The organism is uncultured Leifsonia sp., from assembly GCF_945957465.1.
Lineage (GTDB): Bacteria > Actinomycetota > Actinomycetes > Actinomycetales > Microbacteriaceae > Leifsonia.
Genome location: NZ_CAMFLC010000008.1, coordinates 58,917 through 79,515 on the forward strand (window position 1 = coordinate 58,917; position 20,599 = coordinate 79,515).

A 20,599-nucleotide genomic window follows, 5' to 3' on the forward strand; every position below is an offset into this window, starting at 1 on the left:
TACGAGGATACCGGCAACTACCAGTCGATCGGTCGGGTCTGGCCGATCAGGCACCCGCCGGTGGCGAGCGCGGCGGAGGTCGTGCTCTGATAGCCGCCGGCGTCGGCGCCGTACTGTCCGATGAGGCAGGTCTGTCCGAGCTGCACCGAGAACTGGATCGAATTGGCCTTCAGCCCGATGGTGGTGGTGTCGGCCGTGACCTGCATGTCGGCCTTCGGGAAGCCGGCGGCCACGAGCCCGTCGATGAACGCCCGGCCTTGCGCCCCGGGGTTCGCCGCGATGGTGGCCTGGTTGACGCGGTCGAAGAACGGGAGGTTCTGGGCGGCCGTGCCGCCCTGCACCAGGGACGGGGCTGCAACGGAGGAGGGTGTCGGCGTGGGCGTGGGCGTCGCGCTGTCGTCCGCGCTCGACGTCGCGGGCGACGTGGCGGCCGGACCGGCCTCGCCGCACGCGCTGAGCGACACCGCGAGGACGAGGGCGAGTGCCGCCGCGGGGAAGACCGACGACGCCTCCACCCTCCGCGGGCGACGTGTGGCGGTCGGACGGGCCAGCGCTCTCATGCTCACCACCCTAGGGCCCCGCCGCTGCGTGCTCTCCACGGGACGGGCCGTGGCGCGTCAGCGCAGCCTCCTCGACGAAACGGGTGAACACGCTGTTCCCCCAGGCGAGGTCGTGGCCGATCGCCTGCGCCTCGATCTCGGCGGTCACCCCGACGGGTTCACCCTCCCAATCGCGCACCCGCAGCCGGCCGGCGACCACGACCGGATCGCCCCGCGCCACGCAGGCCGCGGCGCTGAGCGCCAGCCGGTGCGTCGCCGTCACCGTGTACCAGTTGTGCCGGCCGTCCGTGCCCTCGACGCCGTCGGGCCTGGTGACCAGGCGAAACGTCGTGACCGGTGCGCCGACCTCCGGGACCACGTGCCGTGGTCTGGTCGCCACGACCCCGCGCACCGCCACCGCATCCGCCATCGTCTCCCCCGTCTCCGACCTCCCGGTGAGGTCGACACCAGTCTCGACTTCGGCGGCCTCCCGCCGCCCCCGCAGCGACAGATCCGGGGACGAACCCGCACACGCGCGAACTGTGGAGGATTACGAATCCGTCAGGCCGCGATCACGTACGGCGCGTACGAAGCACGGATCTTGTTCACCTTCGGGAGAGCCACGGCGAGGCAGTAACCCTGCCCCGGGTTCTTCGCGAAGAAGTCCTGGTGGTACTCCTCGGCGCGATAGAACGGCCCGAGGGGCTCGATCGTCGTCACGATGCCGCCCTCCCAGTACTCGGACGCCCGGTCGCGGGCGGCCTCGAAGAGCTCCCGCTGCGCGTCGCCGTCGAAGAACATCGCGGACCGGTACTGCGTGCCGACATCGGCTCCTTGGCGGTTCAGCTGGCGCGGGTCGTGCAGGGTGAAGAACACGTCGAGGATCACGTCCGCCGGGATGACCTCGGGGTCGAACGTCACGGCGACCGCCTCGGCGTGGCCAGTGGTTCCCGTGCACACGTCCTCATAGGTCGGGTCGACGGTGGTCCCGCCCGTGTACCCCGAGACCACGTCCTGCACTCCGCGCAGCACGCGGTACACCGCGTCCAGACACCAGAAACAGCCTCCGGCGAGCACGAACGTCTGCATCGCTCCATCCCTTCGATCGTCGTCACCCCCATTCTGCTACGCGGGATGCGCGACACAGCGGCGGCGCTGCCGGGCCGGACCGTCCCGCGCCGTTACCATCGCCGCATGCAGTGGTGGAATGACTTCGTCGACTGGCTCAACTCGTCGGCCGCCCAGCCCGCGGTCTTCAATGCGGCGGTCCTCGCGATCGCCGTCATCGTCTCCGGCCTGCTCGCTGCGTGGATCGCGCGCGGCGCCCTCCGTGGACTCCTCAAGCGAACCGACCGTCAGCAGAGGGCCAGCGCGATCGCCGCGCTCGTCGACGCTGCGACGGAGGCCTCGGTCTGGAACTCGCTCACGCCCGCGGAGCAGGTGCTCTCGGACCGCGCCGTGGGCCAGGCCGACATCCTGGTGAGGCTGCTGCCGATCAAGGGCGCCGGCATCGCGGCCAACTGGGCGGGGCACCAGCTCGCCGAGATGAAGCGCGCATCGGCGACGTTCGGCTACCAGCTCGACCCGGCCGTCGCCGAGTTCCGCGACCGCCTGATCGAGTGGCAGAACAACCCGCGCCGCGCGCGCCGCATCTTCCAGGGCGACCTGGAGCGCTGGCGGTTCGAGTCGACCGACACCGATCGCACCGTGATGGCCCAGCAGGACGCCTGGGTGGCGCAACAGCACCACGAGCAGCACGCGCAGCCGGCGCCTGCTGCGACGCCCAGCGCACAGGAGGCGCCCGTCGCCCCGGCGACGACCCGGTTCGCCACGAATCCGACCGCGACGACCGGTCAGACCCCGCTCCCGGTATCGGCCTTCGCGGCGTCGGGCGAAGACGGCGACACCTCGCCGAGCCCTCGTTTCGGCCAGCCTGTCGGCTGAGATCCGCTCAGCCGTGCGATAACAGGCGACAGTCACCACCGAGCCAGCGAAGGGGCGCCGACCACCCGGTCGGCGCCCCTTCGCCGTCCCAGCGCGTCGATCGCGCTCGGACGCCGGCTCAGCGCGTGTAGTCGCCGCGCTCCGTCCACCAGCCGTCGAACAGGCTCGCAGGCACCCTGCGCTTGTGCTCCGTCGCGAGATACCGGGCCTCGATCGCGTCCGCGACCTCCGCCGACACATCCGTGCCTTCGAGGAAATCGTCGATGTCGTCGTACTGGATGCCCAGATTGGCTTCGTCCGTCTGGCCCGGATCGAGATCGAGGAGGTCCGCCGTCGGCGCCTTCTCGTAGAGCCGCGCCGGCGCATCCAGGTGCTGCAGCAGCGCACGGCCCTGGCGCTTGGTCAGACCCGTCAGCGGGAGGATGTCGGCGCCGCCGTCGCCGTACTTGGTGAAGAAGCCGGTGACGGCTTCGGCCGCGTGGTCGGTCCCGACGACGAGCAGCCGACGCTGCCCGGCGATCGCATACTGCGCGACCATCCGCAGCCGTGCCTTGACGTTGCCCTTGTTGAAGTCGGTCAACGACTCGCCCAGCGCGTCGGCGAACTCGGCCTGCACGCCGTCGACTCCGCGCTGGATGTTGAAGGTCACCGCCTTCTGCGGCCGGATGAACGACAGCGCCAGCTGCGCGTCGTCTTCGTCGTGCTGCACGCCGTAGGGCAACCGCACCGCGATGAACTCCGCCTCGACACCCTCGCGCGCGAGACGCTCGACGGCGAGCTGGCACAGCCGGCCCGCCAGGGAGGAGTCCTGGCCGCCGCTGATTCCGAGCACGAAGCCCGACGCTCCGGTCGCCTCGAGATAGCGCACGAGGAAGTCGACCCTCCGCTCGACTTCGCCTGCAGGGTCGATGGTCGCGGAGACGTTCAGCTCCTCGATGATTCTGGCTTGGAGATCACGCATGACGACACCCTAGCCCGAGTGGATTTCGTGCAGATGAACTGCCCGTGCGCCCGGCTGCCCCTTAGCATCGGCAGCATGGATCCGAAGGTCGCAACCATCGTCCTCGTCCCCCTGCTCGCGGTCGTCGCGGCCCTCCTGGCCTCCCTGGTCGGCCGGGTCGCGAAGATCCCGCTCGTCGTCTTCGAGATCGTCCTCGGCATCGTCGTCGGACCGAGCGTGCTCGGCTGGGTGCCCGCATCGGACGCCCTCCGCGCCGTCGGGCAGTTCGGTCTGGCGTTCCTGTTCTTCATGGCCGGCAACGAGATCGACTTCAAGGCCATACGCGGCCGCCCGCTTCGACGCGCGTCGCTCGGGTGGCTGGTGTCGCTCGTCGCGGGCGTGCTGATCGGAGTGCTGCTGGCGCCCGACCCGATCGCGGGTGTCTACGTCGGAATCGCCCTGTGCTCGACAGCACTCGGAACGCTCATGCCGATGCTGCGCGACGCCGGAGAGCTGCGCACTCCGTTCGGTCTCGCCGTCACCGCCGTCGGAGCCGTCGGGGAGTTCGGCCCGCTGCTCGCGATCTCGCTCTTCCTGAGTGGGCGCAGACCGCTCTCGGCGGCGCTCGTGCTGATCGCTTTCGCGGTGATCGCCGCAGCCGCCGTCTGGTTCGCGGCGCGCGGCGGCCATGAGCGCTTCCATTCCCTCGTGCGCGCGACCCTGCACACCAGCGGCCAGTTCGCGATCCGCTTCGTCGTCCTGGTGGTGGCCGCGCTCGTGGGGTTGAGCCTCGCGCTCGGGCTCGACATGCTCCTCGGCGCCTTCGCCGCCGGCGTGATCTGCCGCGTGCTGCTGAGCGGCGCCGACGAGCGCGACGCCCAGCTCATCGAGACCAAGCTGGAGGCGGTGGCGTTCGGAGTCCTGGTCCCGGTGTTCTTCATCGAGACGGGGATCACCTTCGACCTGCACGCGCTCCTGACCGACCCGCACGCGCTCCTGCTGCTGCCCATCCTCCTGGTGCTGCTGCTCGTCGTGCGCGGCCTGCCCGGGTCGTTCGCGGCGCCGCCGGGCTCGACCATGGCCGACCGCGCCTCCCTCACCCTGTTCAGTGCCACGGGACTCCCGATCATCGTCGCCGTCACCGGCATCGGCGTCGCAGCGCACGACCTGACCGCAGGCACCGCGACGGCGCTCGTCGGTGCCGGGATGCTGTCCGTGCTGATCTTCCCCGTCGTCGGCCTGACCCTGCGGCGCCGATCCCCCGATGGAGGCGTGCGGCCTCCCGATGCGGACCGGGTGCCGCTGGAAGGCTGACCGAGACCATCGACGAGCGCGGCCGCCGCGCTCAGGGCACCCGGGTGACCGCCCGCGCCAGGATCGCCGTCGTGAGCGCCTCGACCGGCTCGCGCGCCGCAGCCGGATTCGACAGGAGCGTGAAGTCGACATGGCCGAGCTCCGGCAGCCCGAACCGGTTGGTGACCTTGATCAGGTCGGTGGGGATGAGCGACCGCGGGAAGACGGCGACGCCCAGCCCGGCACGCACTGCAGCGAGCACCCCGTTGACCTCCCGGGTGTTGCAGGTGATCCGCCAGGTGCGCCCGACCTGCTCCAAGGCCTCGATCGTGATCTGACGGCTCAGGCTCGGACCCTGGTAGGCGATCAGCGGCACGGGCGCGTCCGGATCGAGCGCGGTCTTCTCCTGACCGATCCAGACCAGCTCGTCGGTGGCGACCACGGTGCCCTCCGTCGTGCCCGGATTCTGCTTGATGAAGATCAGATCGAGGTGTCCGGCCTGCAGCCGGCGATAGAGCGGACCCGACTGGTCGACGGTGAGCTCGAGGTTCACCTGGGGGTTCTGCTGGCGGAAATGCCGCAGGATGCGCGGGAGGGTCGTGATCGCCAGGTCGTCGGCCGCCCCGAAGCGCAGCCGGCCACGCATCGCCGATCCGCTGAAATAGCTGTCGGCTTCAGCGTGGGCGGCGAGGATCGTGCGCGCGAAACCCGCCATGGCGTCGCCGTTGTCGGTGAGCCGGACCTCCCGGGTGTCGCGGGCCACCAGCTGACGCTTCGCGGCCTGTTCCAGCCTCCGCACGTGCTGGCTGACCGTCGGCTGACTGATGCCCAGCCGTTGCGCCGCGCGGGTGAACGAGCGCGTGTCGGCGATCGCGAGGAACGTCCGCAGCAGAACGGGATCGAACATGCGCCCTCCGTGGTCGGCATCCCGGCGATACCGGGTCATTCGGAAACCCAATGGGAGTTATAGGGTCGATTCGCTCAAAGAATACCGCGGGACTCCGTAGCGTTGAAGCACGCAGATCGAGCATACGAAACCAGGAACGCAGGAAACCCCGTGGCGAACCCCGCAGCAGCCGTCCCCGCACCGACCGCCCCGCCCACCGGCCCGATGCCGGCGCTCTCGGCCCGGCCGCCGTGGCGCGAGACCTTCATCTCACTCAAAGTGACCAACTACCGGCGCTTCGCCGCCAGCAACCTCGTCGCCAACACCGCGGTCTGGATGCAGCGCATCGCGATGGACTGGCTGGTGCTGCAGCTCTCGGGAAGCGTCGCCGCCGTCGGCGTGACCGTCTTCATGCAATTCACGCCGATGCTGATCTTCGGACTCTGGGGCGGGGTCATCGCCGACCGCTACTCCAAGCAGCGACTGCTGGTCTGCACGCAGTCCGCCGCGGCGGGCCTCGCCGCGCTGCTCGCCGTGCTGACGCTCACCGGCGCGGTACAGGTCTGGCACGTCTACGCGATCTCCTTCGCACTCGGCCTGGTCACCGTGGTCGACAATCCCGCACGCCAGGTCTTCGTCAACGAACTCGTCGGCCCGACACTCCTGCGCAACGCCATCAGCCTCAATTCCTCGATCTTCCAGCTCGGCGGCCTCATCGGTCCAGCGCTGGGCGGCATCCTCATCACAGCCGTCGGAGGCGGGTGGTCGTTCGCCATCAACGCGGTCGCCTGCCTGGCGGTCGTCGGCTCGCTGCTCAGCCTCCGCCGCGGCGAGCTGCACCACTCCCCCGCCGCCCCGCGCGGCAAAGGCCAGCTCACCGAGGGGATGCGTTACGTGCGCCGCAAGCCGGTCATCTTCTGGACAGTCGTGATGGTCGCGGTGCTCGCCGTCTTCGCCTTCAACATGCCTGTGCTCCTGGCGGCCTACGCCAACGACGTCTACGACGTGGGCGCTCAGGGCTACGGGATGTTCAACGCTCTCGTGGCCGCCGGGGCGCTCGCTGGAGCGCTGGCCTCCACCCGGCGCACCTCGGTGCGGCTCTCGATGGTGGTGGGGACCGCCGCCGCGCTCGGCACCGTGCAGGCTCTGGCCGGATTCGCGCCGGGCGAGATCGCTTTCAGCGTGCTGCTGGTCGGCATCGGCGTCGGCAACCTGCTGTTCATCACGGCGGCGAACTCGCTGGTGCAGATGTCGTCGAACGTGCAGATCCGCGGCCGGGTGATCTCGCTCTACATCCTCGTCCTCCTCGGCGGGCAGGCGCTGGGCGGACCACTCATGGGCTGGCTCGTGGAAACGCTCGGCCCGCACATCGCGATGGCGATCTCGGGCCTCGTGCCCGCCGTCGCAGCCGTGATCGTGGCCCTGATGATCGCGCGGCATGCCAGCCTGCGCCTCCGTTTCGGCCTGCGCGGTCGCCGCCCGGTGATCGCGATCGTCAACCGGGCGGGAAAAGCGAACGCGTCGCTTTAGCGGGATTTCACCCGCTTGTGATATTGACATTGATATTCTGCAACTCGGATAATCGGACTCACTCCGGCCGCTCCGACGGCGGCCTCCCGATCCGAGGGGCGAGATCATGGCCGAACCGAGCGAGGACCCCACCACTCCCGGCGTCATCAGCCGACGAACCGTCGTCGGGGCCGCGGCCTGGGCAACGCCCGCCATAGCGCTCAGCGTCGCGTCACCGGCCACGGCCACGTCGCTCGGCACGATCACGGCGGTGCCCTACGCGATCACGGCCGGTTCTCCGAAGAGCAGCGTCATCCAGCTCAACCCGCCCGCCGACAACGTGACCATCACGATCAGCGCCGAACCCGCGGGCGCAGTCACGTTCCCCGACACGGTCACCACCCTCCCCGGTCTCGGCGGTCAGACGCCTGTCGAGTTCGCCACCGCGCTGACCGACGCCCAGGTTGTCATGATCACCGCCATCGCACCCGGCTATGCACCCGTCACTTTCGCGCTTCCCATCGAAGCCTCCCCTGTCACGCCCGTCGAGCCCGGCCTGAACCACACCGTCGCCCTCGCCGGTCCCGAAGTCCTCGAGGCGCCTTCCGCTTACACCGTCACCGTGAAGACCGAGGACGGCCGACCCGCCTCCGACCGCCCGGTGACCCTGACCGCCCCCGCCGACACCACCTTCGGTGGTGCATCCACCATCTCCGGGCGCACGGACAGTGCGGGAGACTTCACCGCCACGCTCTCGGTCATCACGGGAAGCAACGCCGGAGAGCGCGAGCTCATCGCCGAGAGCGAAGCGGTCACCGCGACGCTGATCGTCTACATCCCCTCGGCGCCCGTCCTGTACGACGGCACGATCGGCTGGACGTTCACCAACCCGCTCGCGATCCTCCTGCAGGGGCTCATCCTTCCGGATCGCACGAACGCCGGACTGTTCCAGTACCGGGTGCTCGAGAACCTCGTCACGTCGTCGACCAACAAGTGGATCCGGACGGACACCGCGTTCTCGCTGCAGTCCTCGCCATGGACCGACGTCACTCTCGGAACGTGGTACACCGGCGGCCTGGGGCGCACCAAGGGTCCCGGGCGATGCTGGGGTGGGCCAGGCGAGTCTCGCAGACTCCCGACTCGTCGACTGCACTCAGCCCGCGTGTGACCAGCAGCGCCCGGCTCGTCCTGGAATTCCGCCGGCTGGAATCGACTCCCGCCGGCGACAAGCTCGACGTCAGCGCCGGGTTCTACGAGGTCAACACTCTCAAGACCTCCCGGAACCTCGCCACGGACGTATAGCGAATCCAGCGTCTAGCGCTACGGTATCGTGGAGCCCGCGCCCCCGTAGCTCAGCGGATAGAGCAGGAGCCTTCTAATCTCTTGGTCGCAGGTTCGATTCCTGCCGGGGGCACCACGCGCGCACCGCGCACCTCCAGACGCCTCGCCGCCGCCTCAGAGCGCCCGCGCCGCCGCAACCAGTACCTGGTTCAGGGTGGGGACGCCCTCCGCGCGAAAGACCTCGGAGCCGTCCTCGCCCAGGACGATCACCGTCGGAGTCGACCGGATCCCGTCGCGCTCCGCGCGTTCGGGCTCGCGCGCGACATCCCGCTCGGTCACCGAGAGGGCGGGGACCAGCCGCTTCGCCTCCGCGAGCACCGCCCTGGTCTGCATGCACGGCTCGCAGAAGGCCGAGGAGTACAAAGTCAATGCCACGTCCCGAGTGACGGGACGGTCAACGGCGGGTGTCGCTTCCACGACCACCAGTGTACGTCCGGCGAATTCCGGGCGACCATCGGGCGACCTCGCCCGCCACGACACCTCCGCGCAACCACTCCGTCCGACAATCACCACGTGAGCGGAACCACTTTTACGCGGTACGTGGCCCTCGGGGACTCGATCACCGAAGGGCTCTGCGATCCTGCGCCGGCACGCCCGGGGACATGGTTGGGCTGGGCCGACCGGCTCGCGGGCATCCTCGACGGGGATGCCCGGCTCTCCGGCCGATCGGTGGAGTTCGCCAACCTCGCGGTTCGCGGCCGGCGCATCGCCGACGTGGTCGGAGAGCAGGTCCCCGGGGCGCTCGCCCTGAAGCCCGACCTGGTGTCGGTCCTCGTCGGCGCCAACGACCTGATGAGCCCGGCCGCAGACCCGGACGCACTCGCCGAGCGGCTCGCCGACGGCGTCCGGATGCTGCGCGCGCACGGCACGACCGTGCTCCTGGCCAACCTCTTCGACCCGCAGTTCGCGTTCTTCCTCAAGCCCTTCCGCGGTCGCGCCGCGGTCTTCAACGCGAACATCTGGAGCATCGCGCGCGACCACCACGCTGTCGTGCTCGACGTCTGGGGCGTGCGGGAGTTCCGCGACCCGGCGATGTGGGGAGCCGACCGCGTGCACCTCAGCTCACGCGGGCACCGGCTCCTCGCCGCGCAGGCGGCGCACGCGCTCGGAGTGCCGTACACCGAGACCACGGTCGCCGACGCATCGGACGGCCACGACGCACCCGTCGCCTGGTCAGCACCGGACGAACTGCCGTTCCGCACCTGGCTGCGCATCCATGCCATCCCCTGGGCGGCGCGGCGGCTGCGCGGCATCTCCTCCGGCGACGGTCTCAGCCCCAAGCTGCCGGAGGTCCAACCGGTGCGCCCGCAACCCCTGCGTTCGCAGCCCCTGCGTTCGCAGCCTCTGGCCGCCCAGCCGCGGATGGTCGGAGGGCCGCACTAGACTGGCGGGCATGGCTGCCTCTACGGATCGACTGGTCTGGATCGACTGTGAAATGACCGGACTCGACCTCGAGGTCGACGAGCTCGTCGAGATCGCCGTGGTGATCACCGACTTCGAGCTCAACGTGCTCGACCCCGGCCTCAGCATCGTCATCAAACCCGATGCGTCGGCCCTGGCGAACATGAGCGACTTCGTGCGAGACATGCACACGACCTCCGGCCTCATCGAAGAGATCCCGCACGGCAAGAGCCTCGCCGAAGCGGAGTACGAAGTGCTGGAGTACGTGCTCAAGTTCGCGCCCACCGCACGCACCGCCCCTCTCGCCGGAAACACCATCGGCACCGACCGGATGTTCCTGGCGAAGTACATGCCGCGCCTCGACAACCACCTCCACTACCGCAACGTCGACGTCTCCTCGATCAAGGAGCTCGCCCGCCGCTGGTATCCGCGCATCTACTTCAATGCGCCGGAGAAGAACGGCGGCCACCGCGCACTGGCCGACATCCTGGAGTCCATCCGCGAGCTCGACTACTACCGCGCAGCGGCATTCGTCGGCGAGCCCGGGCCCAGCACCGAGCAGACCCAAGAAGCCGCAGCGGGCGTGGTGGAAAAATGGGCCGCTCGGATGTACTAGAATCGATGAGTTGCCTCGAACGGAGCGGCCATCGTAGATGACCCCTCCGCGAGACGGACATGGTGGGTATAGCTCAGCTGGTAGAGCGCCTGGTTGTGGTCCAGGAGGTCGCGGGTTCAAGCCCCGTTACTCACCCCAATAGTGCGCAACCGCAGTAGTGCGAGAGCGCCGTAGGCGAAAGGCACGCTCCTCACAGGGCGTGCCTTTCGTCGTTCCGGCGACTCAGCCGACGGATCGGTGCAGCAGGAAGATGCCGCCGTGCGCGGGCAGGTTGCTGCGCTCGCGATCGGTTTCGACGTATTCGTCGATGACAGCGACGATCCGCCGGTCGAGTTCGGCGATATCCTCCGGGGACAGATGCAGCGAGAACCGCGCGTACGTCGCGATGGAGGCCGGGCCGGCCTCGGCGAGCTCCTGCTGGAACGCCTCCACCGCGACGCCGTCGCCCGACCCGACGTCCTCCACGGGCATGGACAGCCACCAGCTCTTGCCTGTCGAACGGTACGGCTTCTCCAGAGCGCCGCTGACTCCTGATCGCACTGCGCCCGGCTCCAGGAATCCCGCGTCGACGAGTCGGCGCACGTGGTAATAGACCGTTCCGGCGTCTTCCCCCAGCCGGTCGGCCAGTTCTTTGTTCGTCAGCTCGTGATCACCGCACAGGCGCACGATGCGCACCCGCAAGGGATGCGACATCGCCTTGATCTCGTGCGCGGTCGCGGGTCGTCGTCTGGGTGACTGCTCCGAGGACATGGCGCCATGCTATCGGTCGATTGACTTCTCCACATCGATTGAGTTTTCTCAATCAGCGTGCCATTCTGAGAGGTGTGACAGGCAAACCGCTCGGCTCCGGGTACTGGAAGCTCTGGACATCGTCCGCTCTGTCCAACCTTGCGGACGGCGTCATGAAGGTCGCGCTGCCGCTGGTCGCCATCCGCTACACCGACTCCCCCGCACTCATCGCGGGCCTGACGTTCGCCTTCACCCTCCCCTGGCTGGTGTTCGCCCTGCTGGCCGGCGCGCTCGGCGACCGCTTCGACCGCCGACGGCTCATGCTCCTGGCCAACACAGCACGCGCCGCGTTCCTGGCGTGCCTTACGGTCGCGACCGTGGCCGGCGCCGGGACGATCTGGCTGCTCTACGCAGCCGGGGTCTGCATCGGCGTCGCCGAGACGGTCTACGACACCTCGTCGCAGTCGATCCTGCCCCAACTCGTCGGCAAAGACGCCCTCTCCCGCGCCAACGGGCGACTGTACGCGGCAGAGCTCACCACCAACCAGTTCGTCGGGCCGCCCCTCGGCGGCTTCCTCGTCGCGGTCGGTGTCGGCCTGGCGTTCGGCGCGCCGGTCCTGCTCTGGGTCGCAGCCATCGGGATGCTGCTCCTGGTTCGCGGACGGTTCAGCACCGACCACCCCCGCACCACGACGATCCGCGCCGACATCGCAGAAGGCCTGCGCTTCCTCCGCGGCAACACTCTGCTCCGGACCCTCGCCGTGATGGTCGGCGGCTTCAACTTCGCGAGCAGCGCGGTCTTCACCGTCTTCGTGCTCTACGCGGTCGGGCCGCATTCGGCGATGAGACTGACCGACCCCGGCTACGGAGTGCTGCTCACGGCGTCCGCGCTCGGCAGCGTCCTCGGCACATTCCTGTCCGAACCCGCCGAGCGGCTGCTCGGGAGATCGCGCGCATTGACCCTGACGATCGTCGGGTCGCTGCTGACGGTCGCCTCGCCGGCCTTCACGACGAACCCCGTGGTCATCGGCGCGGCGTTCTTCGTCGGCGGCATCACCGTCTCGATCTGGAACGTGATCACGGTCTCCCTGCGCCAGCGCGTCACCCCGCAGCACCTCCTGGGACGGCTGAACTCCGCCTATCGACTCCTGGCATGGGGCACCATGCCGCTGGGCGCCGCGGCCGCCGGCGTCATCGCACAGCTCTTCGGAATCCCGGCCGTCTTCCTCAGCATGGGCACGCTCGTGCTGTGTCTCGTGATCGGAATGTTCTGGGTGACCGACGCGCGCATGGCCGAAGCCGAGGCGGAGGCCGAACGATCGGACGCCGCCGCCCACGCCGCCACCCGCGCCGCCACCCGTGCCGCCACCCGCGAGGGCTGACGCACTCACGACTTTGCCAGGGATCATGCCCGAGTTGTCCAGAGTAGGCGTCTAACGTGGCTGGGCGACGGCGATGATCGCTGTCCGTGCTGCGCCGTGCGTCCCACCCCCCGACCCGCGGACGACACCCCCGAACACCTGGTGCGGCACACCCGCGTCGAACGCCGCGCTCCGGACCACGGGTCCACGAGCGCTTCCGTGCGTCCCGGCGCGGTTCCAGCCCGCCCCTCCGACCGCTCTCCCCCCGGGAGCGGTCTGCGCCGTGCGCCGTGCGCCGAGCGGCTCGCGCACGGCCGGGCGGGGAAGCCCGACCCAGGAAATCCATGCTCAGTACTCTTCGAACCACCCTGCGCTCTTCCAGCCTCCCCTTCGGCCGCGTCCTCACCGGCGCCGCGGCGATCATCATGTCGGCGAGCCTCGTCACGCCGATGATCGCGCAGCAGCAGGAGAGCGAGCGCGCCACCCGCGAGCTCTCCGAATCCACGGGAATCCACCACGATCAGCTCGGCGTCTACGACAAACTCTGGCGCGACCGGCTCGAGGACGTCGCGCAGCAGAGCCTCGCCAAGGCCCAGGCCACCGTCCAGGCCAATGCGGCGAAGGCCGACGCCTCTGCCGCCAAGACCGCGATCGCCGGTCTCGACGACTACAAGAAGCTCGACGACTCGAAGCTCCGAAAGAGCATCGACGCCACCGACGCCGCGACAGCCGCCCTCGCCGCAGCGGGTGCTGCGGCCGATCAGCGTGCAGCCGCCGCGGCCGCAGCCGCCGCCGCAGCCGCCGCTGCTGCGCAGGCCGCGGCGAACACCCCGGACGGAGCGCGCAGCATCGCCGCCGGCCTGGCCTCCAGTACCTATGGCTGGGGCGGCGACCAGTTCCAATGCCTCGACAACCTCTGGCAGAAGGAGTCCGGCTGGAACTACCGGGCCTCCAACGGCAGCAGCGGGGCCACCGGTATCCCGCAGGCCCTGCCCGGCAGCAAGATGGCGAGCTTCGGCTCCGACTGGGCGACGAACGCCACCACGCAGATCAAGTGGGGTCTCGACTACATCAAGCGCGGGTACGGCACGCCGTGCAGTGCCTGGGGCCACTCGCAATCGGTCAACTGGTACTGACCGGCACCTTCCGGTCCTGAACCGGCGACACGAGGGACGGCGACCGCGCCGGTAGACTCGCCCAGGTGAGCACCGGCCCGGCCCCCGTCCCTTCGTCGACTCCCGTGATCCGCGGAGCGCACCTCGTCGGGAGCGTCAACCTCCCGGACGCCGAGGCCGTGTTCCGCACGGTGAGCGATCACCTCGGCGACCGCCTGCGGCGCATTCCGGACGGAGAGGTCGGCGAACGGTTCTACTGGATCCAATTCCAGACCACGCGCTTCGACACGGTGAACGGGCTCTCGCGGATCCCGGTCGAGCCCACCTACCTCCGCGGCGTCTTCGACGGTCGGCCGTTCCGGCTCGACGACGGGGTCCGCGCCGACGATCTCGCCTTCCCCGAGCTCGGCTACGCGGAGGCCGCCCTGGAGTCCTACGCGGAGTTCGCGCGCCTGCGCGAAGCCGGGTCCATCGCGGCAGGCACGCGGTTCCAGGTGTCGCTTCCCACGCCCGCCGCTGTGATCGGCGCATTCATCGTGCCGGAGGACCGAACCGCTCTGGAGCCTGCCTACGAACGCGCGCTGTTCGCCGAACTCGCGCGCATCCTCGACGGCATTCCGCACAACGATCTGGCGGTCCAGTGGGACACCGCGGTCGAGTTCGCACTTCTCGAGGGGCGGATCGAACCGTGGTTCGCCGAGCCCGGATCCCGCGCCGTGCTCAACGGGGTCGTCGAGCGCGCCGTCCGCCAGGCCGCCGCCGTTCCCGCCGACGTGGAGGTCGGCTATCACCTCTGCTACGGCGACGTCGAAGAACAGCACTTCGTGCAGCCCACGGACTCCGGGCTGCTCGCCGCCGTCATCCGCGGCGTTGTCGCAGCATCGCCGCGACCGATCACCTTCTTCCACCTGCCGGTCCCGATCGAACGCGACGACGCCGCCTACTTCGCCCCGCTGCGCGAGCTGGAACTGCCGGATGACACGGAGTTGTATCTCGGCCTCCTGCACCACGAGGACGGGTTCGACGGCGCGCGCCGTCGTGCGGCTGCCGCCGCCACCGCGCGGACGCGGTTCGGAGTGGCGACGGAGTGCGGCTTCGGCCGCGGGCCCTCCGACCGCACGATCGACCTGCTGCAGCTGCACGCCGACTTCGCCGAGGCGTGGTGAGCGCGCCCGTGGACCTCGACGCCGATGCGTTCGAGCGACTCGTCACCGACGAGCTCGACCTCCTGCCGGACGAGATGATCGACGGTCTCGACAATGTCGTCTTCGTGGTGGAGGACCGACCCGAGGACGGCTCTCTCGACCTGCTCGGCCTGTACGACGGCGTGGCCCTGACCGAGCGAGACGCCTACGGTTTCGGCGAGATGCCCGACCGGATCATCCTGTATCGCGAGCCGTTGCTCGCGATCTGCGCGAACGAGGACGAGCTGCGCGACGAAATCCATGTGACCCTCGTGCACGAGATCGCGCACTACTACGGCATCGACGATGAACGGCTGCACGAGCTCGGCTGGGCGTGACGCAGACCGAGCCGTGACGCGGAGCGTCCGTCAGAGGGACTCCTCGTCCTTTTCGGCCTCCACCGGGTCGCTGTCCGGTGCGTCGAAGTGATACTCGACGTGACGCTCACCGTTCAGCACCCGCTCCTGGCCCGCGATGTACCAGAACGTCGACTCGAGTCCTTCGACGGCGGCAACGGCTCCGATGCGCTCGTCGACCTCGCCACCGACGAGATACCGCCGTTCGGCGGTGCCCGCCAGGGGGCCGTCTGCGTACTCGACGATGTACTGCGGATCCGAGTGGGGTGTCTCGCTCATGGCACCACCGTAGCCCCCGACGAGCGCCGCGGTGTGGATGCGATCGGCCAGTCGGTCACGTCGAGCACCAGGTCGGCGTTGGCGCGCGGCTTCTCTCTCGCCAGGTAGCGTTCGAACTCCGACTGCCACTGGTCCCAGTGCGACGCGAACGTCGCGCCGTCGCGCTCGAGCGCCCGCTCCTTGCGCAGCGCGTAGTCAGCGTCGAGCCACAGCGCGAGGTGAGCGCGGCGGACGTTCGCCGCGGCGAGCGTGCCACAGCCCTCCACCACCAGCGGCGCCGGGCCGGCCACCTCGTTCCACTCCGCCGGCCGCTGCCGCGACCAGTCCCAGCGCCGCCACCGCCCGGACCCCGACGTCGCGAGCGGCTCCAGCAGGTCGGTGTGCAGCGCAGCGCTCGCGGCGTCCAGGCCGTCCCACCCCGGATAGAGATCGTCCATGCGGACGATCCGGGCCCCCACATCGCCGGGCCAATGCGCCACCAGCAGGTCCGCGAGCGAACTCTTGCCCGCGCCGCTCGGCCCGTCGATCAGCACCACGGGTGCCGCAGACCCCGCCGCGGTCACGGCTCCCGCGACAGCACTCAGGAGCGCCTCGCGCTCGCGCGCGGCATCAGGACCCCAGGACATTCCAGCTCCCCACTGCGATGGCGACGGCGGCGGCCGCCCCCGCGACGGCCAGGGCGACGCCGAGCGCCACCCAGTCCCGAACCCGGAAGACCGAAGGCCGCGCCCAGGTCCGATCGATCGCGGCGCCGAAGCCGCGGGCCTCCATCGCCGTCGCAAGCTTCGAGCCCCGCCGGATCGAGAGCACGAACAGCGCGAACGACTGGCCGAGGAACCGGCGCAGCGCTCCCGACTCCGCCACACCGCGGGCCCGTCGGGCCAGAGACAGCGCGCGCCAGTCGTCGATGAACAGTCCGACCAGCCGCAGGCCCGCGAGCGCGCCGACCACGAAACGCGCCGGAAGCTTCAGGATCTGCGCCAGCCCGTCCGCCAGATCGGTCGGGTCGATCGTGATGAAGAGCAGGACAGCAGGCAGCCCGATCGCCAGGACCCGCAACAGCGTGGCCAGCGCCAGCTGCAGCGAACCCGCGCTCACCTCGATCGCCCACCAATGCAGATAGACCTCGCCGCTGGTGCGGCCGTACAGCGCCGTCGTCAGCGCGGCCAGGGGTGCGGCGACCAGCACGGGGGCGGTTCTGGCGAGGAGGACCAACGCTGGGATGCCCGCGAAGCAGAGCAGCACGTGCTCCAGTGCGAGCGCGACCCCCGCCGAGACGGGATCGATCGAAACCAGCAGCACAGCCGTCACGATGAGCGCCGCACCGAGCTTGGCGACCGGATTCAGTGTCGCGAGCGGCCCGCTGCGGACGGGTTCGGCGATCGTCATGCCGCGACCTCCCGCCGCGCATCCACCCGCAGCTCGCTCGCTCCGATCGCCGAGGCGAACTCCGCGTCGTGGGTCGCGGCGACGATCGCGTGGCCCTCGCCCCGGAGCGCGGCGATCAGCTCGACCAGGGCGCGCCAGGTGTTGGCGTCCTGACCGAACGTCGGCTCGTCCAGCACCAGCATCCCCGGACGGGTGGCGAGCGCGGTCCCCACCGACAGCCGACGCTTCTGACCGCCCGACAGGGTGAACGGATTGGCGTCGGCCAGGTCGCTCAAACCCAGCGCGTCCAGCAGCGCGCTCACGCGTCGATCGGTCTCGGCCGGCGTCAGGCGGAGCGCACGCGGCCCCGCCGCGAGCTCGTCCCGCACACGCGACGCGAGGAACTGGTGCTCCGGACTCTGGAACACGCTGCCGATGCGCGTCAGCAGCTCCCGCGACCTCCAGTCGCCCGGATCGGCGCCGGCGCCGTTCGCGAGCGCCGGTGATGCTGCGAGCGTTCCGCCCAGGCGTGGCAGCAGGCCGCCGAGGGTCAAGGCGAGCGTCGATTTCCCCGCCCCGCTGCGCCCGGTCAGCGCGACGGCGGAGCCCTCTGCCACGGCGAGATCGGCGAGGAACGGCAGCGCGTCGCCGGCGTTGCCGTCGCCACGATGTCTGCGGCGTCCGCCGCCTGCCCGACGACGGCCGGAGAACAGCGGCGAGTGGCCGACGGCGAGCTCGCGCGCCTCCAGGAGCGGACCTCCCAGTGCCACAGCGGGCGCTACGGGGGTGGGCGCGCCGGGCAGCCACACCCCAGCGCGCCGGAGATCGCCCGCCGCGTCGGCGAGCACGTCGTCCGGCGCGCCGTCGGCGAGCACGCCTCCCGCCGCGTCGAGCACCACGACCCGGTCGACCACGTCGCGCCACACAGCCACACGGTGTTCGACGACGATCATCGTCGCTCCGGATGCGTCCAGGACCGAGGCGACGGCGTCCCGTACCTCCGCGGCGCCCTGCGGGTCGAGGTTCGCCGTCGGCTCGTCGAGCAGCAGCAGTCCCGGTCGCATGGCGAGAAGTCCGGCGAGCGCGAGCCGCTGCTTCTGGCCGCCGGACAGCTGAGCCGTCGAACGGTCGAGCGGTACGTCGAGGGCGACCGCGTCGAGCGCTGCGCGCACACGCGGCCACAACTCGTCGCGGGCGACGCCGAGGTTCTCGCACGCGAATGCGACGTCGTCGCCCACGCGCGCGAGGATCACCTGCGCATCCGGGTCCTGCAGCAGCAGGCCCGACCGGCCGCGCACCTCGGTCGGTGCGCGGCCGTCGAGGAGCAGCGAACCCTGCGTCTCGCCGTCGTCGTCGCCGCCCAGAACGCCGGCGAGCCCGGCGAGCACGGTCGACTTGCCCGCACCGGAGGCACCGAGGAGCAACACCCGCTCCCCCGGCTCCACCGACAGTGTCAGGCCGCGAACGGCCCAGGCGTGGCGCCCGGCGTAGCGCCAGCCCCAGTCGCCGACCCGAACGGCGACCGGGGCCGGTGGCCTCCGTGAATCTTCGTGCGACATGAGGGATGCCCGTGCAGGCGGCCTACACCCGCCCTGTCACCTCGCGTCCGGCGGCGAATCTGCTGAGCGCGCCCGTCCGCGCGAGCGCCTTCACCAGCAGCCAGGACCCCAGGCCCGCGACGACGACACCGGACACCGTCGTCGTGATCGTGTAGACGACGGCGAATTCCGCCTTCGCACCCGGGTACGAGTACAGCAGGTCGAGGATCGACTCGGCGAGGCCCGTGCCTGCACCGGCCAGGAGCGCGGTGACGAGATTCCAGCGCGTGTAGAGGAACAGCGCGAAGACGATCTCGGCCCCGAGGCCTTGCACGACGCCGGAGAGCAGAGTCGCGAAACCCCACTGCGTGCCGATGAGCATCGACACCACGGCGGCGACCACCTCGCCGTACAGCGCGGCGCCCGGCTTGCGCACGATCAGGGCCGTGAGCACGCCGGCGAAGAGCCACGGGCCGTTGAGGATGCCCTGGAATCCGGGAAGAACGGCGGTCACCGGTCCGGAGATCGGATTGTAGGCCTGACCCCAGACCCAGAAGACGACGCCGGACGCGACGGCGACGACGCTGGCGACGACGATGTCGACGACCCGCCAGCGCAGAATGCGCTTGGACGGCGCGGAGACGGACGAAATGGTTGCGTGCACTGTCGTGCCCCTTCTCTCGAGAAATGAGGGCACGGGATGTGAGATGGCCTCCCTGCGCTGGCATGACCCAGATCAGGTTCGACGGTCGAAGCTTGGAGAAGCTTCCTCTCAGCCCGGCTCACCGGACTCCCGTGTTCAGGAGTCAGTGTATCCCTGCGTCGGCCGGGCCGAGCGACACATCACCTCTTCAGTGCTTTGATGACACGCGCCCAGGCGTGCCCGGCAACCCACACGAACGGGATGGCCACGGCCAGCAGCGTGATGATGTTCGGACGGAACCGCACACCGGTCTCGTCACTGACATACGCGCCGAACGGGACGGCGGCGCCTCCGCCTCCCGCACCTCCCGGCGCGTCGTCGTCGCCGGTGCCGCCGGCTTCGCCTGCCCCGAAACCGAACTGGACGGCCGCGACGGGGACGATCGTCGTGCCGTCGACCACGATCGGCTCGCCGTAGACCGACTTGATTCCGGAGGAGCTCATGGTCTCCGCGAGCTTGAGGGAGAGGTTCGTCATGCGTTCACCGTACCCGTCGACTCCCAGCGTGGCCAGGGCGGTTCGCACCCGGCGCTCAGCGTACGCGGCGGGTTCTCCCCGGCGGCGCCGGAATAATCGGGCGGGTGCCCCGCTCCCGCCCTCGCCGCCCCCGTGGCCTGCTGACCGGGTTCGCGGCGCTGGGGGTCGGCGCCGTGCTGCTGTGGCACGGACTGCTCCCCGACGCAGCAGGGGCCGCCTCGATGCTCGAGAGCTTCCTGCCGTGGCTCGGCGTCGCCCTCGTCGCACTCGGGGTGGCGGCCCTCGTGCGGTTCTCCCTCTTCGCGGGTCTGGCCGTCGCGGCGGCCATGGCCGTCTGGTGGTCGGCGTTCGGAGTCGCGCTGCTGCCTTCGATGAGCGCGGGAACGCCGCGCTTCACCGTCGTGAGCGAGAACCTGCGAGCGCAGAACGCCGCAGCAGGCGACATCGCCCGCTCCCTCGCGTCGCGCTCCCCCGACGTCATCGCCCTGCAAGAACTCGACGCCGACAACCTGCACGCCGTCGAGACGGTGCTGGACGCTCCGTATCCTCATCACTACGTGGTCGGCACCGTCGGGATCTGGAGCACGCACGAACTCACCGGCGGCAGCCCCCTCGGTCTCGCCCCCGGATGGAGCCGGGGCCTCAGCGTCGACGTCGGCACCCCGGGAGCTCCGACCCGGGTGTACGTCGTCCACTTGGCCTCTGCGCGGCCGCTGGCGACCGGCCTGCGCGACAGCATGCTCGAGACTCTGACCCGTTCGGTCGCGCGGGACACGGCGGAACGGCTGCTGGTCGTGGGCGACCTCAACACGGCCAGCACCGATCGGGCGCTCGCGCCGCTGCAGAGCGAACTGACCGAAGCCGCTTCCAGCTCGGTCGGCCTCGGCTTCACCTGGCCGTCCGCCCTCCCGCTGGCGCGGCTCGATCACGCCTTCGTGCGCGGACTCACGACCGTCGGCAGCACGGTCCTCGACGGCAACGGGTCCGACCATCGCGCGATCGAGGTCGGGCTGCGCTGACC

Annotated in this window: 25 protein-coding genes, 2 tRNA genes and 1 riboswitch; of the genes, 14 read left to right on the top strand and 13 right to left on the bottom strand. The window is 70.1% G+C overall.

The features are described from left to right. Window positions 1-17 precede the first annotated feature (17 nt). The 3 genes from Q0Q23_RS06140 to msrA all read right to left on the bottom strand — a co-directional run bounded on the left by Q0Q23_RS06140 (window position 18) and on the right by msrA (window position 1,628). On the bottom strand, window positions 18-560 hold the full coding sequence (locus Q0Q23_RS06140) for a DUF6993 domain-containing protein (RefSeq protein ID WP_295120961.1): 543 nt from the start codon (window positions 558-560) through the stop codon (window positions 18-20). A gap of 10 nt (window positions 561-570) precedes the next feature. After that, window positions 571-969, bottom strand: a complete 399-nt coding sequence (locus Q0Q23_RS06145) for a single-stranded DNA-binding protein (RefSeq protein ID WP_295120964.1) — start codon at window positions 967-969, stop codon at window positions 571-573. Between the two features lie 131 nt (window positions 970-1,100). Then, a complete protein-coding gene (gene msrA / locus Q0Q23_RS06150) occupies window positions 1,101-1,628 on the bottom strand; it encodes a peptide-methionine (S)-S-oxide reductase MsrA (protein ID WP_295120965.1) in 528 nt (175 codons plus the stop codon). 105 nt (window positions 1,629-1,733) lie between these two features. Between msrA and Q0Q23_RS06155 the strand changes: the two genes are divergently transcribed. Continuing rightward, on the top strand, window positions 1,734-2,483 hold the full coding sequence (locus Q0Q23_RS06155; RefSeq protein WP_295120966.1) for a hypothetical protein: 750 nt from the start codon (window positions 1,734-1,736) through the stop codon (window positions 2,481-2,483). 118 nt (window positions 2,484-2,601) lie between these two features. Here Q0Q23_RS06155 and nadE read toward each other — a convergent pair whose 3' ends face one another. Continuing rightward, window positions 2,602-3,444, bottom strand: coding sequence for an ammonia-dependent NAD(+) synthetase (gene nadE / locus Q0Q23_RS06160; protein WP_295120967.1), 843 nt, complete (start codon window positions 3,442-3,444; stop codon window positions 2,602-2,604). Between the two features lie 75 nt (window positions 3,445-3,519). Between nadE and Q0Q23_RS06165 the strand changes: the two genes are divergently transcribed. After that, window positions 3,520-4,737 (top strand): cation:proton antiporter, encoded by a 1,218-nt coding sequence (locus tag Q0Q23_RS06165; RefSeq protein ID WP_295120968.1) that lies wholly within the window; start codon window positions 3,520-3,522, stop codon window positions 4,735-4,737. Window positions 4,738-4,768: 31 nt separating this feature from the next. Here the strand turns inward: Q0Q23_RS06165 and Q0Q23_RS06170 are convergent, their stop codons facing one another. Next, window positions 4,769-5,623, bottom strand: a complete 855-nt coding sequence (locus Q0Q23_RS06170) for a LysR substrate-binding domain-containing protein (protein WP_295120969.1) — start codon at window positions 5,621-5,623, stop codon at window positions 4,769-4,771. A gap of 204 nt (window positions 5,624-5,827) precedes the next feature. Here Q0Q23_RS06170 and Q0Q23_RS06175 point away from each other — a divergent pair, with 204 nt between their 5' ends. The 4 genes from Q0Q23_RS06175 (at window position 5,828) to Q0Q23_RS06190 (ending at window position 8,528) form a co-directional block, all read left to right on the top strand. Then, entirely contained in the window at window positions 5,828-7,132 is a 1,305-nt protein-coding gene (locus Q0Q23_RS06175) for an MFS transporter (protein WP_363316241.1), read from the top strand. 106 nt (window positions 7,133-7,238) lie between these two features. After that, a complete protein-coding gene (locus Q0Q23_RS06180; protein WP_295120971.1) occupies window positions 7,239-8,279 on the top strand; it encodes an Ig-like domain-containing protein in 1,041 nt (346 codons plus the stop codon). Continuing rightward, entirely contained in the window at window positions 8,276-8,413 is a 138-nt protein-coding gene (locus Q0Q23_RS06185; RefSeq protein WP_295120973.1) for a hypothetical protein, read from the top strand. The genes Q0Q23_RS06180 and Q0Q23_RS06185 overlap by 4 nt, the downstream gene beginning before the upstream one ends. Before the next feature lie 39 nt (window positions 8,414-8,452). Then, a tRNA-Arg gene (locus Q0Q23_RS06190) sits at window positions 8,453-8,528 on the top strand. Window positions 8,529-8,566: 38 nt separating this feature from the next. Here Q0Q23_RS06190 and Q0Q23_RS06195 read toward each other — a convergent pair. Beyond that, window positions 8,567-8,827, bottom strand: a complete 261-nt coding sequence (locus Q0Q23_RS06195) for a thioredoxin (RefSeq protein ID WP_363316240.1) — start codon at window positions 8,825-8,827, stop codon at window positions 8,567-8,569. Between the two features lie 138 nt (window positions 8,828-8,965). On the opposite strand from Q0Q23_RS06195, the gene Q0Q23_RS06200 reads away from it, so the two are divergent. The 3 genes from Q0Q23_RS06200 (at window position 8,966) to Q0Q23_RS06210 (ending at window position 10,607) form a co-directional block, all read left to right on the top strand. After that, window positions 8,966-9,835: an SGNH/GDSL hydrolase family protein gene (locus Q0Q23_RS06200; RefSeq protein WP_295120977.1), complete on the top strand. Its 870-nt coding sequence runs from the start codon at window positions 8,966-8,968 to the stop codon at window positions 9,833-9,835. Window positions 9,836-9,845: 10 nt separating this feature from the next. Next, a complete protein-coding gene (gene orn, locus Q0Q23_RS06205) occupies window positions 9,846-10,469 on the top strand; it encodes an oligoribonuclease (protein ID WP_295120979.1) in 624 nt (207 codons plus the stop codon). Between the two features lie 62 nt (window positions 10,470-10,531). After that, window positions 10,532-10,607: transfer RNA gene (locus Q0Q23_RS06210), tRNA-His, on the top strand. A gap of 84 nt (window positions 10,608-10,691) precedes the next feature. On the opposite strand, the gene Q0Q23_RS06215 is transcribed toward Q0Q23_RS06210, so the two are convergent. Then, window positions 10,692-11,219, bottom strand: a complete 528-nt coding sequence (locus Q0Q23_RS06215; protein ID WP_295120981.1) for a transcriptional regulator — start codon at window positions 11,217-11,219, stop codon at window positions 10,692-10,694. Window positions 11,220-11,293: 74 nt separating this feature from the next. Between Q0Q23_RS06215 and Q0Q23_RS06220 the strand changes: the two genes are divergently transcribed. The 4 genes from Q0Q23_RS06220 (at window position 11,294) to Q0Q23_RS06235 (ending at window position 15,196) form a co-directional block, all read left to right on the top strand. After that, window positions 11,294-12,580, top strand: a complete 1,287-nt coding sequence (locus Q0Q23_RS06220; protein WP_295120983.1) for an MFS transporter — start codon at window positions 11,294-11,296, stop codon at window positions 12,578-12,580. Window positions 12,581-12,903: 323 nt separating this feature from the next. Next, window positions 12,904-13,695, top strand: coding sequence for a hypothetical protein (locus Q0Q23_RS06225; protein ID WP_295120985.1), 792 nt, complete (start codon window positions 12,904-12,906; stop codon window positions 13,693-13,695). A gap of 65 nt (window positions 13,696-13,760) precedes the next feature. Beyond that, entirely contained in the window at window positions 13,761-14,840 is a 1,080-nt protein-coding gene (locus Q0Q23_RS06230; RefSeq protein WP_295120987.1) for a hypothetical protein, read from the top strand. 8 nt (window positions 14,841-14,848) lie between these two features. Further along, complete coding sequence (locus Q0Q23_RS06235; protein WP_295121123.1) at window positions 14,849-15,196, top strand: metallopeptidase family protein; 348 nt, start codon at window positions 14,849-14,851, stop codon at window positions 15,194-15,196. 30 nt (window positions 15,197-15,226) lie between these two features. On the opposite strand, the gene Q0Q23_RS06240 is transcribed toward Q0Q23_RS06235, so the two are convergent. From Q0Q23_RS06240 to Q0Q23_RS06265, 6 genes are all read right to left on the bottom strand, one after another. Next, window positions 15,227-15,493: a hypothetical protein gene (locus Q0Q23_RS06240; RefSeq protein ID WP_295120989.1), complete on the bottom strand. Its 267-nt coding sequence runs from the start codon at window positions 15,491-15,493 to the stop codon at window positions 15,227-15,229. Beyond that, window positions 15,490-16,119 (bottom strand): ATP-binding protein, encoded by a 630-nt coding sequence (locus Q0Q23_RS06245; protein WP_295120991.1) that lies wholly within the window; start codon window positions 16,117-16,119, stop codon window positions 15,490-15,492. The genes Q0Q23_RS06240 and Q0Q23_RS06245 overlap by 4 nt, the downstream gene beginning before the upstream one ends. Further along, window positions 16,103-16,882, bottom strand: a complete 780-nt coding sequence (locus Q0Q23_RS06250; protein ID WP_295120993.1) for an energy-coupling factor transporter transmembrane protein EcfT — start codon at window positions 16,880-16,882, stop codon at window positions 16,103-16,105. Before Q0Q23_RS06250 ends, Q0Q23_RS06245 begins: the two co-directional genes overlap by 17 nt. Then, window positions 16,879-18,420: an ABC transporter ATP-binding protein gene (locus tag Q0Q23_RS06255; RefSeq protein WP_295120996.1), complete on the bottom strand. Its 1,542-nt coding sequence runs from the start codon at window positions 18,418-18,420 to the stop codon at window positions 16,879-16,881. The genes Q0Q23_RS06250 and Q0Q23_RS06255 overlap by 4 nt, the downstream gene beginning before the upstream one ends. Before the next feature lie 22 nt (window positions 18,421-18,442). Continuing rightward, window positions 18,443-19,063: an ECF transporter S component gene (locus tag Q0Q23_RS06260; RefSeq protein WP_295120999.1), complete on the bottom strand. Its 621-nt coding sequence runs from the start codon at window positions 19,061-19,063 to the stop codon at window positions 18,443-18,445. Window positions 19,064-19,095: 32 nt separating this feature from the next. Next, window positions 19,096-19,206, bottom strand: a riboswitch (TPP riboswitch). Window positions 19,207-19,242: 36 nt separating this feature from the next. Beyond that, a complete protein-coding gene (locus Q0Q23_RS06265) occupies window positions 19,243-19,578 on the bottom strand; it encodes a spore germination protein GerW family protein (RefSeq protein WP_295121001.1) in 336 nt (111 codons plus the stop codon). Window positions 19,579-19,682: 104 nt separating this feature from the next. On the opposite strand from Q0Q23_RS06265, the gene Q0Q23_RS06270 reads away from it, so the two are divergent. After that, the gene (locus tag Q0Q23_RS06270) at window positions 19,683-20,597 is read left to right on the top strand and encodes an endonuclease/exonuclease/phosphatase family protein (protein ID WP_295121004.1); all 915 of its coding nucleotides are present in this window, start codon (window positions 19,683-19,685) and stop codon (window positions 20,595-20,597) included. The last annotated feature ends 2 nt before the right edge of the window (window positions 20,598-20,599 follow it).

Excerpts from the sequence above, each read along its gene's own strand:
- Q0Q23_RS06140 (WP_295120961.1), bottom strand. The coding sequence starts at position 560 with ATGAGAGCGCTGGCCCGTCCGACCGCCACACGTCGCCCGCGGAGGGTG.
- Q0Q23_RS06145 (WP_295120964.1), bottom strand. The coding sequence starts at position 969 with ATGGCGGATGCGGTGGCGGTGCGCGGGGTCGTGGCGACCAGACCACGG.
- msrA (WP_295120965.1), bottom strand. The coding sequence starts at position 1,628 with ATGCAGACGTTCGTGCTCGCCGGAGGCTGTTTCTGGTGTCTGGACGCG.
- Q0Q23_RS06155 (WP_295120966.1), top strand. The coding sequence starts at position 1,734 with ATGCAGTGGTGGAATGACTTCGTCGACTGGCTCAACTCGTCGGCCGCC.
- nadE (WP_295120967.1), bottom strand. The coding sequence starts at position 3,444 with ATGCGTGATCTCCAAGCCAGAATCATCGAGGAGCTGAACGTCTCCGCG.
- Q0Q23_RS06165 (WP_295120968.1), top strand. The coding sequence starts at position 3,520 with ATGGATCCGAAGGTCGCAACCATCGTCCTCGTCCCCCTGCTCGCGGTC.
- Q0Q23_RS06170 (WP_295120969.1), bottom strand. The coding sequence starts at position 5,623 with ATGTTCGATCCCGTTCTGCTGCGGACGTTCCTCGCGATCGCCGACACG.
- Q0Q23_RS06175 (WP_363316241.1), top strand. The coding sequence starts at position 5,828 with ATGCCGGCGCTCTCGGCCCGGCCGCCGTGGCGCGAGACCTTCATCTCA.
- Q0Q23_RS06180 (WP_295120971.1), top strand. The coding sequence starts at position 7,239 with ATGGCCGAACCGAGCGAGGACCCCACCACTCCCGGCGTCATCAGCCGA.
- orn (WP_295120979.1), top strand. The coding sequence starts at position 9,846 with ATGGCTGCCTCTACGGATCGACTGGTCTGGATCGACTGTGAAATGACC.
- Q0Q23_RS06215 (WP_295120981.1), bottom strand. The coding sequence starts at position 11,219 with ATGTCCTCGGAGCAGTCACCCAGACGACGACCCGCGACCGCGCACGAG.
- Q0Q23_RS06225 (WP_295120985.1), top strand. The coding sequence starts at position 12,904 with ATGCTCAGTACTCTTCGAACCACCCTGCGCTCTTCCAGCCTCCCCTTC.
- Q0Q23_RS06240 (WP_295120989.1), bottom strand. The coding sequence starts at position 15,493 with ATGAGCGAGACACCCCACTCGGATCCGCAGTACATCGTCGAGTACGCA.
- Q0Q23_RS06245 (WP_295120991.1), bottom strand. The coding sequence starts at position 16,119 with ATGTCCTGGGGTCCTGATGCCGCGCGCGAGCGCGAGGCGCTCCTGAGT.
- Q0Q23_RS06250 (WP_295120993.1), bottom strand. The coding sequence starts at position 16,882 with ATGACGATCGCCGAACCCGTCCGCAGCGGGCCGCTCGCGACACTGAAT.
- Q0Q23_RS06255 (WP_295120996.1), bottom strand. The coding sequence starts at position 18,420 with ATGTCGCACGAAGATTCACGGAGGCCACCGGCCCCGGTCGCCGTTCGG.
- Q0Q23_RS06265 (WP_295121001.1), bottom strand. The coding sequence starts at position 19,578 with ATGACGAACCTCTCCCTCAAGCTCGCGGAGACCATGAGCTCCTCCGGA.